The following is a 13,500-nucleotide window of genomic DNA, read 5'->3' as shown; positions in this document are numbered from 1 at the left end:
GCGCCTTGCAGCCGCCCCGAGCGGGGTCATGAGGGGTCCCCCCGCTCGGGCGAAGCCGAGAGTGGGGGAGCGTGCAGCTGCAAGGCGGAGGAGGCTGTGACGTCAGCCGCGGCCGCGGCGGGCGACGCGGAGCGATGGGGCCCCTCCCGCTCGAGCGAATTCGAGAGTGGGGGAGAGTGACGACAACGCCGCTGGGGTCCCCCACGCCCTTGATGTAGTGGGGGAGTGCGTGCCAGGGCCCGCGACGCCGAGCTGATCCAAACGACAGGGCCTGGCTAGGCCGCCGGCCCCGAGCTTGCGAGTGCCTCCGACAGTTCCACCGCCACCTGCTGCAGCACCGGAACGATCTTCTCCGTCGCCGCCTCCGTGACCCGGCCCGCCGGGCCCGAGATCGAAATGGCGGCCGCGGTGGGGGAGTTGGGCACGGAGACGGCGAGGCAGCGCACCCCCATCTCCTGCTCGTTGTCGTCGACCGCGTAGCCGTCCCGGCGCACGTCCTCGAGGGCGGCCAGGAAGCCCTCCGGCGTGGTGATCGTCCTGTCCGTGGCGGCGGGCATGCCGGTGCGGGAGAGCAGGGCGCGCACCTCGTCGTCCGGGGTGTTCGCGAGCAGCGCCTTGCCGACGCCCGTGGAGTGCGGCAGCACCCGGCGGCCCACCTCGGTGAACATCCGCATCGAGTGCTTGGACGGCACCTGGGCCACGTAGACGATCTCGTCGCCGTCGAGCAGCGCCATGTTCGCCGTCTCGCCGGTCTCCTCCACCAGGCGGGCCAGATAGGGCCGCGCCCAGGTGCCGAGCAGTCGGGCGGCGGACTCGCCGAGACGGATCAGGCGCGGACCGAGCGCATACCGTCGGTTGGCCTGCTGGCGGACGTATCCGCAGGCCACGAGCGTGCGCATCAGCCGGTGAATGGTGGGCAGCGGCAGCCCGCTGCTCGCGGAGAGCTCGCTCAGCCCCACCTCGCCGCCCGCGTCCGCCATCCGTTCCAGCAGATCGAAGGCGCGCTCGAGGGACTGGACGCCACCGCCGTTGGACTTGGCGGCGTCTACTGCGGGGGCGTCGCTGGCGCTGGACGTCGGCACGGCGCGTTCCTTTCGGGGCTGGCGGGAAGAGCAGAAGCCTACCCGCCGGTCGGTTGACTCCCTGCTTGTGCATAGCTACGTTCTGCTTGCTGGAATTCTAATTCCGCTTTGTGGAAACGTCCAGAGTGGATGCAGGGAGTGCACTGTGGAGAAGTGTGCCCTTGACGGCGCGGAAGCGGGAGTGAAGACTCCTTCAACAGAAAGTTGAATTCCGTTACGCGGAAGTAAATCGCGTGGAAGTCATCGCGGCGGCTGAGAGGGGTCCGGGTGTCCGACACAGAGCTGGTGCTGCGCTCGACGCGCGTCATCACACCCGAGGGAACGCGTCCCGCCACGGTCACGGTCGCCGGCGGCAGGATCACGGCCGTGCTCCCGTACGAGGTCGCCGTACCCGCCGGTGCCCGCCTGGAGGACTTCGCCGACGACGTCCTGCTGCCCGGCCTGGTCGACACGCACGTGCACGTCAACGATCCCGGACGCACCGAGTGGGAGGGCTTCTGGACCGCCACCCGCGCTGCGGCGGCCGGCGGCATCACCACCCTCGTCGACATGCCGCTCAACTCCATCCCGCCGACCACGACGGTCGACAACCTCCGTACGAAGCAGGCGGTCGCCGCCGACAAGGCGCACATCGACGTCGGCTTCTGGGGCGGCGCCCTGCCCGACAACGTCAAGGACCTGCGCCCACTGCACGAGTCCGGGGTCTTCGGCTTCAAGGCGTTCCTGTCGCCGTCCGGGGTGGACGAGTTCCCGCACCTCGACCACGACCAGCTCGCCCAGTCCCTGGCCGAGATCGCCTCCTTCGGCGGTCTGCTGATCGTGCACGCCGAGGACCCGCACCACCTGGACGCGGCCCCGCAGCACGGCGGCCCCAAGTACGCCGACTTCCTCGCCTCCCGCCCGCGCGACGCCGAGGACACGGCGATCGCCCAGCTCATCGCCCAGGCGAAGCGTCTGGGCGCGCGCGTGCACGTCCTGCACCTGTCATCGAGCGACGCGCTCCCGCTGATCGCCGAGGCGAAGGCCGAGGGTGTGCGCATCACGGTCGAGACCTGCCCCCACTATCTGACCTTGACGGCCGAGGAAGTGCCGGACGGCGCAAGCGAGTTCAAGTGCTGTCCGCCCATCCGGGAGGCCGCCAACCAGGACCTGCTGTGGCAGGCGCTGGCGGACGGCACCATCGACTGCGTGGTCACCGACCACTCCCCGTCCACGGCCGACCTCAAGACGGACGACTTCGCGACCGCCTGGGGCGGCATCTCCGGCCTCCAGCTGAGCCTGGCCGCGGTGTGGACCGAGGCGCGCAGGCGCGGGCACGGCCTGGAGGACGTGGTCCGCTGGATGTCCGCGCGCACGGCGGAACTGGTGGGCCTGGACACCCGCAAGGGAGCCATCGAGGCCGGCCGCGACGCCGACTTCGCGGTCCTCGCACCCGACGAGACCTTCACCGTGGACCCGGCGGCCCTCCAGCACCGCAACCGCGTGACGGCGTACGCGGGCAAGACGCTGTACGGCGTCGTGAAGTCGACCTGGCTGCGCGGCGAACGCATCGTCGCGGACGGCGAGTTCACCGGGCCGAAGGGACGGCTGCTCACCCGCGACCACTGAACGACCCTCCCGCACCCGCAGCGGCCGACATCGAAAGGACGACCTGATCACCGTGACGGCGCAGCATCAATCCCGTTTGGCCAGTTTCACCGGCGACGCGAACCCGTACGGAGGCGGTGACCCGTACGCCGACTACCGCACCGCCGACTTCCCCTTCACCCAGTACGCCAACCTCGCCGACCGGCGCCTCGGGGCCGGAGTGATCGCCGCCAACGACGAGTTCTTCGCGCAGCGCGAGAACCTGCTGGTGCCCGAGCGGGCCGAGTTCGACCCCGAGCACTTCGGGCACAAGGGCAAGATCATGGACGGCTGGGAGACCCGCCGCCGCCGCGGCGCCTCCGCCGACCACCCGTGGCCCACGGCCGAGGACCACGACTGGGCGCTGGTCCGGCTGGGAGCGCCGGGTGTCGTACGCGGGATCGTGGTCGACACGGCCCACTTCCGCGGCAACTACCCGCAGGCGGTCTCGGTCGAGGCCACCTCGGTACCCGGCTCCCCGTCCCCGGAGGAGCTCCTGGGCGGCGACGTGAAGTGGACGACCCTCGTCCCGCGCACCCCGGCCGGCGGCCACGCGGCCAACGGCTTCGCCGTCTCGGCCGAACAGCGCTTCACCCATCTGCGGGTCAACCAGCACCCCGACGGCGGCATCGCGCGCCTGCGCGTGTACGGCGAGGTCGTTCCGGACCCCGAGTGGCTGGCGACCCTGGGCACCTTCGACGTCGTCGCCCTGGAGAACGGCGGCCAGGCCGAGGACGCCTCCAACCTCTTCTACTCCCCGGCCACGAACACCATCCAGCCGGGCCGCTCCCGCAAGATGGACGACGGCTGGGAGACCCGTCGCCGCCGCGACCAGGGCAACGACTGGATCCGCTACCGCCTGGTGGCCCAGTCGCAGATCCGTGCGATCGAGATCGACACGGCGTATCTGAAGGGGAACAGCGCGGGGTGGGCCGCGGTGTCGGTGAAGGACGGTGAGGACGGCGACTGGCGCGAGATCCTGCCGCGCACCCGCCTGCAGCCCGACACCAACCACCGCTTCGTCCTGCCGAGCCCGGCGGTCGGCACCCACGCGCGCGTGGACATCTTCCCGGACGGGGGGATCTCGCGGCTGCGGCTGTACGGCTCCCTGACGGAAGCCGGCGCCACGGCGCTGGCGGCCCGTCACCAGGAACTGGGCGGCTGACGCAGACTCTTCCTCGCCGGAGGGGCTGGTTTTTCAGCCCGTCCGGCGTTTGAGGACGAGGCCGTTCAGGCCGAAGCGGGGGTATGGGGGCGGCAGCCCCCAGGGTCGGGACGGGAAGGGGCGGCGGGGGCGAAGACCTCTCCGGACCAGGCCGGAACCTTTTCCTCCACCTCCCGCGTTCTCCCCACGTGACACTTCAGCAAGAGATCGTCGGCAACGCCATGCAGATGGCGGTCGTCAACCTGAGCCCCGGCCAGACCGTCTACTGCGAGGCGGGCAAGTTCCTGTTCAAGACGGTGAACGTGACCATGGAGACCCGCCTCTCCGGTCCGTCGAACAGCGGCGGGCAGTCCCAGGGCGGCGGTGGCGGCGGCATGGGCGGCATGCTGCGCCAGGCCATGGGCACGGCCATGCAGGTCGGCCAGCGCATGCTCGCGGGCGAGTCGATGGCGTTCCAGTACTTCAGCGCACAGGGCGGCGAGGGCACCGTCGGCTTCGCGGGCGTGCTCCCGGGTGAGATGCGCGCCCTGGAACTGGACGGCACGCGCGCGTGGTTCGCCGAGAAGGACGCCTTCGTGGCCGCCGAGTCCACCGTCGACTTCGGCATCGCCTTCCAGGGCGGCCGCACCGGCATGAGCGGCGGCGAGGGCTTCATCCTGGAGAAGTTCACCGGGCACGGCACGGTGATCATCGCGGGCGCCGGCAACTTCATCGACCTGAACCCGGCCGACTTCGGTGGCCGCATCGAGGTCGACACGGGCTGCGTCGTCGCCTTCGAGGAGGGCATCCAGTACGGCGTCCAGCGCGTCGGCGGCCTCAACCGCCAGGGGATCATGAACGCCGTCTTCGGCGGCGAGGGCCTGTCCCTGGCGACCCTGGAGGGCAACGGCCGGGTGATCCTGCAGTCCCTCACCATCGAGAGCCTGGCGAACGCCCTGAAGAAGGCCCAGGGCGGCGACAAGCAGGGCCCGACGGGCGGACTGTTCTCCACGAACGCCGGATGACGAACGCCGGATGACGCACGCCGGGTGAGGCGCCCTGCGGCCGACCGATGAGTTGCGGGCGCCGGTGGGGTCTGAGGTGATGACAACAGACCCCGCACCAGGAAGCAGGCACCCACCATGGGCAAGCTCGTCTCCACGATCTTCGTCACCCTCGACGGCGTCTACCAGGCCCCCGGCGGCCCCCAGGAGGACACCCGGGGCGGCTTCGAGCACGGCGGCTGGAGTTTCGTCTACGGCGACGAGGACTTCGGCCGGTTCGTCGGCGAGGTCTTCGAGCGCCCCGCCGCGTTCCTCCTCGGCCGCCGCACGTACGACATCTTCGCCGCCTACTGGCCGAAGGTGACCGACCCCGCCAACCGCATCGCCGCCCAGCTGAACGCGCTGCCGAAGTACGTCCCGTCGTCCACCCTCAGCGACCCCGCCTGGTCCGGCACGACGGTGATCGGCGGAGACCTCGCCAAGGAGGTCTCCGCCCTCAAGGAGCGCACCGACGGCGAGCTCCAGGTGCACGGCAGCGGCGCCCTCGTCCAGTCGCTGCTGGACCTCGGCCTCCTCGACACCGTCCACCTGGTGACGTTCCCGGTGGTGCTCGGCACCGGCCTCCGTCTCTTCAGGGAGGGCGCCGTACCGACCAAGTTCCGCCGCACCGGCGGCCGTACCACCCCCGCCGGGGTCTCCATCCAGACGTACGACGTGGCCGGACGGCCCGACTACGGCTCGTACGAGCTCCCGGAAAACGCCTAGCCCGAGATCAGCCGCGCCGGTACGGTGATCGCTCCCCGTGGAGCCGCCGATGTCTCCGCACATCCGTCGGAGACCGGGAGAGCCGCCCCATGTCGTCGATCGCCGTACCGCGCCCGCTCACGCCCCGCCGGGCCTGGCTCACCGATCTGCCCGTGCTGCTCGTGGCGGTCGTGTGGGGCGCGAGCTATCTCGCCGCCAAGGACATCACCACCGGCCGGACGGTGCTCGCCGTGCTGGTACTGCGCTTCACCGTGGTCCTGCCCGCGCTCGCCCTCGTCGCGCGGCGCTCCCTGTGCGGCCTCACCGCCGCCCAGTGGCGCGGCGCCGCCCTGCTCGGGCTGATCCTCGGCGGGATCTTCCTGCTGGAGACGTACGGCGTCGTCCACACCTCGGCGACCAACGCCGGCCTCATCATCAGCCTCACCATGATCTTCACCCCGCTCGCCGAGGCCGCCGTCACCCGCGTCCGGCCCCCGCGGGCGTTCCTCGCGGCGGCCGGACTCTCCGTGCTCGGCGTCGTCCTGCTCACCCAGGGCGGCGGCTTCACCCGCCCCTCCCTCGGCGACCTGCTGATGCTGCTCGCCGCCCTCGCCCGCACCGTGCACGTCCTGGCCATGTCCCGCATCAAGGCCGTCCAGGGCGCCGACGCACTGTCGCTCACCACGGTCCAGCTGGGCGCCGCCGTCGCGGTGTTCGCGGTCCTGTCCTTCGGCGCCGACGCCACACCGTGGGCCACGGCGGCCGGCTTCGGGGCGCGCGAGTGGGCCGGGCTGCTGTTCCTGTCCGTGTGCTGCACACTGTTCGCGTTCTTCGTGCAGATGTGGGCCGTGCGCCGGACCTCCCCCTCGCGGGTCAGCCTGCTGCTCGGCACCGAGCCCCTGTGGGCCGCCGCGGCCGGCATCGTGCTCGGCGGGGAACGGCTCGGAGCCCTCGGTCTGACGGGCGGTGCGCTGGTGCTTGTGGGGACCGCGTGGGGACGCAGGAGCGCAGGTTAACGTCCGGAAAACTCATCGGACTTGACGGGAAATTCTCCGGACTTGACATTGACATGCCACTGTCTACGCGCGTCATCATGAGGGCATGACATCCCCCACACGCACCACTCGCATCGGTGCCGCAGCCGCCCTGCTGTCCGCCCTCCTCGTGGGCGGCGCCGTCACCGCCACCCCGGCGTCCGCCGCGGTCGGCAGCATCTGCTACAGCGCCCTGCCCTCCCAGGCGTACGACACCCTCGACCTGATCGCACAGGGCGGGCCGTACCCGTACTCGCAGGACGGCACCGTCTTCTCGAACCGTGAACATGTCCTGCCCAGCGAGCCGTCCGGGTACTACCACGAGTACACGGTCATCACCCCCGGCTCCTCCACGCGCGGTGCCCGCCGCATCGTGACCGGTGAGGAGACCCAGGAGGACTACTACACCTCGGACCACTACGCCACGTTCAACCTGATCGACTTCGGCTGCTGAGCGACTTCCCCCGCTCGGTCGCTCCGAGGGAGCGGTGCGCCGGAAGTCCGGTCGGCGCTCATCCGGACTTCCGGCTCTCCGCGGCGGCGAACAGCGCGAGCGCCAGCACCACCAGGGCGACGCTCACGTAGACCCCGTAGCCGTCGAGCAAGCCGAGCCGTTGCACCAGACCCACATGCCAGTGGGTGAACTCGTGCACCAGGCCCAGCACGCCCTGCACCAGGGCGATGAATCCGAGGAGCTCCAGCAACTGCTTCACACTCCGACCCTCGCCCCGCGGACCCCCCACAGACATCGGCCGCGGGGCGAGTCGTGACTGCCGGAAGTCCACCGTCCGGTGGCGGCGCGCGCCGAAAGTCTCCAGTGGTGCAACTTTGGTCGGGGATCCTCCGTGCGGAGGGGTGACGGCACGCCGCACTGCGTAGATTTGTCGACCGTGAGGGATGACAAGCCGACACCGGCCGCGGGGGTCATCGGCCGCAGATGGCTGTTCCCGTCGGCCCTGCTGCACGAGATCGACCCCGACGCCGGGCGGCCCGGGCGGCCCCGGCGCACCGTGCGGGACTGGATCGTCGACTTCACCTGCTTCCTGCTCGCCGTGGCCATCGGTCTGGCGGCCGCGGACACCCTGCACCACGACACGCACACCCCGCACGCCCTCGCCGTCGTCGACCAGCTGCTCGGTGCGCTGTCCTGCGCCGCGGTGTGGGCGCGCCGCCGCTGGCCGCTCGGGCTGGCCGTCGCGATGATCCCCGTCGGCCTCCTGTCGAACACGGCGGGCGGCGCCGGGATGGTCGCCGTCTTCACCCTCGCCGTGCACCGGCCCTTCCGGTACGTCGCGTGGATCGGCGGCATCTCCCTCGCGCTGATTCCGCTGTTCTTCTGGCTGCGCCCGGACCCCGACCTGCCGTACGCGGGGGCGGTCGCGTTCGCGGAGCTGTTCAGCCTCGCCGTCATCGGCTGGGGCATGTTCGTACGGTCCAAGCGTCAGCTGATGGTGAGCCTGCGCGACCGCGCCCGGCGTGCCGAGACGGAGGCGCAGCTGCGCGCCGAGCAGGCGCAGCGGCTGGCCCGCGAGGCCATCGCCCGCGAGATGCACGACGTCCTCGCACACCGGCTGACCCTGCTGAGCGTGCACGCGGGTGCCCTGGAGTTCCGGCCCGACGCACCCCGGGAGGAGGTCGCACGGGCGGCCGGCGTCATCCGGGAGAGCGCGCACGAGGCCCTCCAGGACCTGCGGGAGATCATCGGCGTCCTGCGGGCGGGCGAGCCCGACGACGCGGGCCGCCCGCAGCCGACGCTCGCCGCGCTGGACGGGCTGGTCGCCGAGTGCCGCGAGGCCGGCATGAAGGTCACGCTCGCAAGCCGCGTCACCGACCCCGCCGCAGTCCCCTCCTCCGTCGGCCGCACCGCGTACCGCATCGCCCAGGAGGCCCTGACCAACGCCCGCAAACACGCCCCCGGCACCGAGGTCACCGTCTCCGTCACGGGCGCCCCGGGCGAGGGCCTCGTCGTGGACGTACGCAATCCCGCCCCGGAGGGGGAGGTGCCCGCGGTGCCCGGCTCCGGGCAGGGGCTGATCGGGCTGACGGAACGGGCCACCCTGACCGGTGGCCGGCTGGAGCACGGGCCGGAGCCGGACGGCGGGTTCCGGGTGCGGGCCTGGCTGCCCTGGGGATGACGCGACCCGGGCGCGGCGGCCCCGCCCACCGTGATTACGTAAGGCCCATGACTGCGATCAGACTGCTCCTCGTCGACGACGACCCCCTGGTGCGGGCCGGGCTGTCCCTGATGATGGGCGGCGCCGAGGACATCGAGATCGTCGGCGAGGCCGCCGACGGCGCCGAGGTCGAGGAACTCGTCGACCGCACCCGCCCGGACGTGGTCCTCATGGACATCCGGATGCCGTCGGTGGACGGCCTGACGGCCACCGAGCGGCTGCGGGGCCGCAAGGACGCCCCGCAGGTCGTGGTCCTCACCACCTTCCACGCCGACGAACAGGTACTGCGCGCCCTGCGCGCGGGTGCCGCCGGGTTCGTCCTGAAGGACACCCCGCCCGCCGAGATCGTCGACGCCGTGCGCCGGGTCGCGGTGGGCGACCCCGTGCTGTCGCCCACCGTCACACGGCAGTTGATGGAGCACGCCGCGGGCTCCGGGGCCGACACCCGGCGCACGCACGCGCGCGTGCGCATCGACGCCCTCAACGACCGCGAACGCGAGGTCGCCGTCGCGGTCGGCCGCGGCCTGTCCAACGCCGAGATCGCCGCCACGCTCTTCATGAGCGTCGCCACCGTCAAGACCCATGTCTCCCGCATCCTGGCCAAGCTCGACCTCAACAACCGTGTGCAGGTCGCCCTGTTGGCGTACGACGCGGGCCTCCTGGAGGAGTCGGACGGGGGCGGGGACGGGCACTGAGTGCTCCGCGGGACGTGCCGGTCGATCGGTTGCGGCGTCCTCGTGGCGTGTCGCGCCCCGCGGGATCCGTCCGGCGGACGGGCACTGACGGCGTCCGCCGTGCGTTGTCGGTGCACCGGGGGGATTCCGGGCGGGGGACGGGGCGGGACGGGGAGAGCATGGCGGACTTGATCGACCTGGGGGAGTTCGGCGACGGGTTCCGCGAGGACCCGCATCCCGTGTACGCGCACCTGCGTGAGCGCGGGCCGGTGCACCGGGTGCGGCTGCCCCCGCCCGACCAGCACCACGTGACCTGGCTCGTCGTCGGCCACGAGGAGGCGCGCACGGCGCTCGCCGACCCGCGGCTGGCCAAGGACAGCAGCAGGATCGGCATGCTGTTCCTCGACGAGGAGCTGATCGGCAAGCACCTGCTGGCTTCCGACCCGCCCCAGCACACACGCCTGCGGGGCCTGGTCTCCCGGGCCTTCACCATGCGCCGCGTGGAGGAACTGCGGCCCAGGATCCAGGAGATCACCGACCAACTGCTCGACGCGATGCTGCCGCACGGCCGCGCCGACCTGGTGGACTCCTTGGCGTATCCGCTGCCGATCACCGTCATCTGCGAGCTGCTCGGCGTACCGGAGTTGGACCGCGGTGAGTTCCGCAAGATGTCCTCGGAGGCGGTCGCGCCGACCGACGCGGACCTCGAACACAACGCGTTCACGCGGCTCGCCGAGTACCTCACCGAGCTGATCGAGGACAAGCGGTGCTCCGGGCCGAGCGGCGACCTGCTCAGCGACCTGATCCGCACCACCGCCGAGGACGGCGACCGGCTCTCCCCGGGCGAACTGCGCGGCATGGCCTTCATCCTGCTCATCGCCGGGCACGAGACGACGGTCAACCTGATCGGCAACGCGGTCCACGCCCTGCTCACCCACCCGGACCAACTCGCCGCCCTGCGCGCCGACTTGAGCCTCGTCGACGGCGTGGTCGAGGAGACGCTGCGCTACGAAGGGCCGGTGGAGAACGCCACGTTCCGGTTCGCCGCCGAACCCCTGGAGATCGGCGGCACCCGGGTCGAGAAGGGCGACTTCGTGATGGTCGGCCTCAGCGCCGCGGACCGCGACGGACTGCGCTACCCCGCCCCGGACCGCTTCGACATCCACCGCGACACCCGCGGCCACCTGGCCTTCGGCCACGGCATCCACTACTGCCTCGGCGCCCCCCTGGCCCGCCTCGAGGCCCGCACAGCGATCCGCACCCTCCTGCGACGCGCCCCCGGCCTGACCCTCGACGCCCGGCCCGGCAACTGGCTCCCCGGCATGCTGATGCGCGGGGTGCGCAGCCTGCCGGTGCGCTGGTAGAACACCGATCCGGACGTTTTCAGGGGGCATGCGTGCTGCGCACCGCGGAGATCACCGCCGAGCTGACCGGACTGTTCGGCGGCGACGACTTCCACCATCTGCACTGGAGTTCCAAGCTCGAGTTCAGCGTGGACTGCTTCATCTGCGAGCGGACCGGCCGCACCACGGTCTACGAGCGCGGCGCCGAACGGGCGCTGTGCTCGGGCAGCCGCAGCGGTTTGCGCAGTCACTACACCGCGGGCCGGATCGCCGCGTACGACACGACCTCCGGTTCCGAGCGGCTCGCGCTGCGGGCCCTGGTGGACTTCTGGTGGGCCCCCTTCGAGGACGTGAGGGACAGCAGACGGGGAACGGCGCCCACCAGCCACCCCTGGGTGCGTCTGAACCTGCGCTACCACTGCCCGAAGACCAAGGAGTCGGGCACGAACGGCATCCAGACCAATCTGTCCCGGCCGCACGAACTGAGATGCGCCCACTGCGAGTCCCTCATGGCGACGGACACCGCGGCGCCCGCGATACGCCTGCTCACCTGAAGGCGGACTCCGCCCGGCCCGGGATTTCCGCGAGTGCCACCTGTCTGCGTTCCCGTCGGGAGACCTCGCAGGCCTCGGCGATGCGCTACGCGTGCAGGGCTTCGCGGCCGTCGCAGGGATTGGCCAGCTGTCGTCGGCCTGGTCCTCGGAGCGCGGTGGTTCACCTGAAGGCGGACTCCGCCCGGCCCGGGATTTCCGCGAGTGCCACCTGTCTGCGTTCCCGTCGGGAGACCTCGCAGGCCTCGGCGATGCGTAGCGCCTGGAGGGCTTCGCGGCCGTCGCAGGGGTTGGGGCGCTGGCCGAGGACCACCTCGACGAACGCGGCCAGCTCGGCCTCGTAGGCGGGCCCGAAGCGCTCCAGGAAGCCGGACCACGGCTTGTCCGCGGCCGGTGGCCCGGTCGGCTCCGTGGAAGCGATCGGCGTGCGGTCGTCCAGGCCGACGACGATCTGGTCCAGTTCCCCGGCCAGCTCCATGCGGACGTCGTAGCCGGCGCCGTTCAGCCGCGTCGCCGTGGCCGTGGCGAGAGTGCCGTCGTCGAGCGTGAGCAGCGCGGCCCCCGTGTCCACGTCACCCGCCTCCCGGAACATCGGCGGCCCCGCGTCGGACCCGGCCGCGTACACCTCGACGACCTCGTGCCCCGTCACCCAGCGCAGCGCGTCGAAGTCGTGGATCATCGCGTCCCGGTACAGCCCGCCGGACAGCCGCAACCACCCCGGCGCGGGAGGCACCTGGTCGGACGTCACCGCCCGTACGGTGTGCAGCCGCCCGAGCCGGCCCGCGAGCACCGCGTTGCGCGCGCCCGTGTAGCCCGCGTCGAAGCGGCGCTGGAAGCCCATCTGCAGAATCGTCCCGGCCGCCTCGACCTCGCCGATGGCATGCAGGGTGCCGGGCAGATCCAGCGCTATGGGCTTCTCGCAGAACACCGGGAGCCCCGAGCGTGCTGCCCGACCGATCAGTTCGGCGTGGGCCGACGTCGCCGTCGTGATCACCACGGCGTCCACGCCCCACTTGAAGATCTCGTCGACCCCCGGCGCGGCCGTCTCCCCGAGGCGGAGCGCGAGCTCCTGGGCCCGCGCCGGATCCACATCCGTGAGGATCAGCGACCCCACGTCGCGGTTGCGGCTGAGCGTCTTCGCATGAATGGTGCCGATCCGGCCCGTACCGATGACCCCGATGCGCATGAAAACAAAGTGAGGGTTCAGTGCGTACGCTGTCAATGCATATGTCCGGACAATCGAACTACACAACTTCCCGTCAACAACTCGTGGAGCTACGCTCGCCCCGTGCCGAAACCAGAAGTGGACCCGACCGCGTCGCTCCAGCTCAGTGTGGACCGGAGCTCTCCGGTGCCGTTGTACTTCCAGCTGTCCCAGCAGCTCGAAGCGGCGATCGAGCACGGAGCGCTCACCCCCGGCAGCCTGCTGGGCAACGAGATCGAGCTCGCCGCCCGGCTCGGCCTGTCCAGGCCCACAGTCCGCCAGGCCATCCAGTCGCTCGTCGAGAAGGGCCTCCTGGTCCGCCGCCGCGGCGTGGGCACTCAGGTGGTGCACAGCCAGGTCAAGCGCCCCCTGGAACTCTCCAGCCTCTACGACGACCTGGAGGCGGCCGGCCAGCGTCCCGCCACCAAGGTGCTCGTCAACGCGCTCGTACCCGCGACCGCCGAGGTCGCCGCGGCCCTCAACGTGGCCGAGGGCAGCGACGTCCACCGCGTGGAGCGCCTGCGGCTGGCGCACGGTGAGCCGATGGCCCACCTGTGCAACTTCATCCCGCCCGGCCTGCTCGACCTGGACACCGCACAGCTGGAGGCCACCGGCCTCTACCGCATGATGCGCGCCGCCGGGATCACCCTGCACAGCGCCCGCCAGACGATCGGCGCCCGCGCCGCCACGGCCGCCGAGGCCGACCGCCTCGCCGAGACCGAGGGCGCCCCCCTGCTCACCATGCAGCGTGTCACCTTCGACGACACGGGCCGCGCGGTCGAGTACGGCACCCACACCTACCGCCCGACGCGCTACTCGTTCGAGTTCCAGTTGCTCGTACGGTCCTGAGGTGCCGGGGGCGGGGCCGGCCCCGGTTCGTCGCAATGTCAGGACAAACCGGTTGGGTCTGCGGCCTTCGC

General features: G+C 71.5%; 14 protein-coding genes. 11 read left to right on the top strand and 3 right to left on the bottom strand.

Features of this window, described 5'->3' with window-relative positions:
- Positions 1–275: 275 nt before the first annotated feature.
- Positions 276–1,082 (bottom strand): IclR family transcriptional regulator, encoded by an 807-nt coding sequence (locus tag ACIBW9_RS38300; protein WP_398962144.1) that lies wholly within the window; start codon positions 1,080–1,082, stop codon positions 276–278.
- 267 nt (positions 1,083–1,349) lie between these two features.
- Here ACIBW9_RS38300 and allB point away from each other — a divergent pair, with 267 nt between their 5' ends.
- From allB to ACIBW9_RS38270, 6 genes are all read left to right on the top strand, one after another.
- On the top strand, positions 1,350–2,690 hold the full coding sequence (gene allB / locus ACIBW9_RS38295; protein ID WP_398962142.1) for an allantoinase AllB: 1,341 nt from the start codon (positions 1,350–1,352) through the stop codon (positions 2,688–2,690).
- Positions 2,691–2,742: 52 nt separating this feature from the next.
- Positions 2,743–3,873, top strand: a complete 1,131-nt coding sequence (gene alc, locus ACIBW9_RS38290) for an allantoicase (protein WP_398962139.1) — start codon at positions 2,743–2,745, stop codon at positions 3,871–3,873.
- 188 nt (positions 3,874–4,061) lie between these two features.
- On the top strand, positions 4,062–4,877 hold the full coding sequence (locus tag ACIBW9_RS38285) for an AIM24 family protein (RefSeq protein WP_398962136.1): 816 nt from the start codon (positions 4,062–4,064) through the stop codon (positions 4,875–4,877).
- 117 nt (positions 4,878–4,994) lie between these two features.
- Complete coding sequence (locus ACIBW9_RS38280) at positions 4,995–5,621, top strand: dihydrofolate reductase family protein (RefSeq protein WP_398962133.1); 627 nt, start codon at positions 4,995–4,997, stop codon at positions 5,619–5,621.
- 89 nt (positions 5,622–5,710) lie between these two features.
- On the top strand, positions 5,711–6,616 hold the full coding sequence (locus tag ACIBW9_RS38275) for a DMT family transporter (protein ID WP_398962130.1): 906 nt from the start codon (positions 5,711–5,713) through the stop codon (positions 6,614–6,616).
- Positions 6,617–6,701: 85 nt separating this feature from the next.
- Positions 6,702–7,088 carry a ribonuclease domain-containing protein gene (locus tag ACIBW9_RS38270; protein WP_398962127.1) on the top strand — a complete coding sequence of 129 codons (387 nt, stop codon included), beginning with the start codon at positions 6,702–6,704 and terminating at the stop codon, positions 7,086–7,088.
- A 58-nt stretch (positions 7,089–7,146) separates the two neighbouring features.
- Here ACIBW9_RS38270 and ACIBW9_RS38265 read toward each other — a convergent pair whose 3' ends face one another.
- Positions 7,147–7,347 carry a hypothetical protein gene (locus ACIBW9_RS38265; protein WP_398962124.1) on the bottom strand — a complete coding sequence of 67 codons (201 nt, stop codon included), beginning with the start codon at positions 7,345–7,347 and terminating at the stop codon, positions 7,147–7,149.
- Positions 7,348–7,515: 168 nt separating this feature from the next.
- Between ACIBW9_RS38265 and ACIBW9_RS38260 the strand changes: the two genes are divergently transcribed.
- The 4 genes from ACIBW9_RS38260 (at position 7,516) to ACIBW9_RS38245 (ending at position 11,379) form a co-directional block, all read left to right on the top strand.
- A complete protein-coding gene (locus ACIBW9_RS38260; protein WP_398962121.1) occupies positions 7,516–8,769 on the top strand; it encodes a histidine kinase in 1,254 nt (417 codons plus the stop codon).
- Between the two features lie 47 nt (positions 8,770–8,816).
- Complete coding sequence (locus tag ACIBW9_RS38255; protein ID WP_398962119.1) at positions 8,817–9,503, top strand: response regulator; 687 nt, start codon at positions 8,817–8,819, stop codon at positions 9,501–9,503.
- A 158-nt stretch (positions 9,504–9,661) separates the two neighbouring features.
- A complete protein-coding gene (locus tag ACIBW9_RS38250; protein WP_398962116.1) occupies positions 9,662–10,846 on the top strand; it encodes a cytochrome P450 in 1,185 nt (394 codons plus the stop codon).
- Positions 10,847–10,878: 32 nt separating this feature from the next.
- Positions 10,879–11,379: a hypothetical protein gene (locus ACIBW9_RS38245; protein ID WP_398962113.1), complete on the top strand. Its 501-nt coding sequence runs from the start codon at positions 10,879–10,881 to the stop codon at positions 11,377–11,379.
- Between the two features lie 160 nt (positions 11,380–11,539).
- Here ACIBW9_RS38245 and ACIBW9_RS38240 read toward each other — a convergent pair whose 3' ends face one another.
- Positions 11,540–12,562 carry a Gfo/Idh/MocA family oxidoreductase gene (locus tag ACIBW9_RS38240; protein ID WP_398962110.1) on the bottom strand — a complete coding sequence of 341 codons (1,023 nt, stop codon included), beginning with the start codon at positions 12,560–12,562 and terminating at the stop codon, positions 11,540–11,542.
- Positions 12,563–12,679: 117 nt separating this feature from the next.
- Here ACIBW9_RS38240 and ACIBW9_RS38235 point away from each other — a divergent pair, with 117 nt between their 5' ends.
- A complete protein-coding gene (locus ACIBW9_RS38235) occupies positions 12,680–13,429 on the top strand; it encodes a GntR family transcriptional regulator (RefSeq protein WP_398962173.1) in 750 nt (249 codons plus the stop codon).
- Positions 13,430–13,500 lie beyond the last annotated feature (71 nt).

The sequence above is a fragment of the Streptomyces sp. NPDC049541 genome, assembly GCF_044465725.1.
Taxonomy (GTDB): Bacteria; Actinomycetota; Actinomycetes; order Streptomycetales; family Streptomycetaceae; genus Streptomyces.
This window is presented reverse-complemented; position numbering and strand designations above follow the sequence as displayed.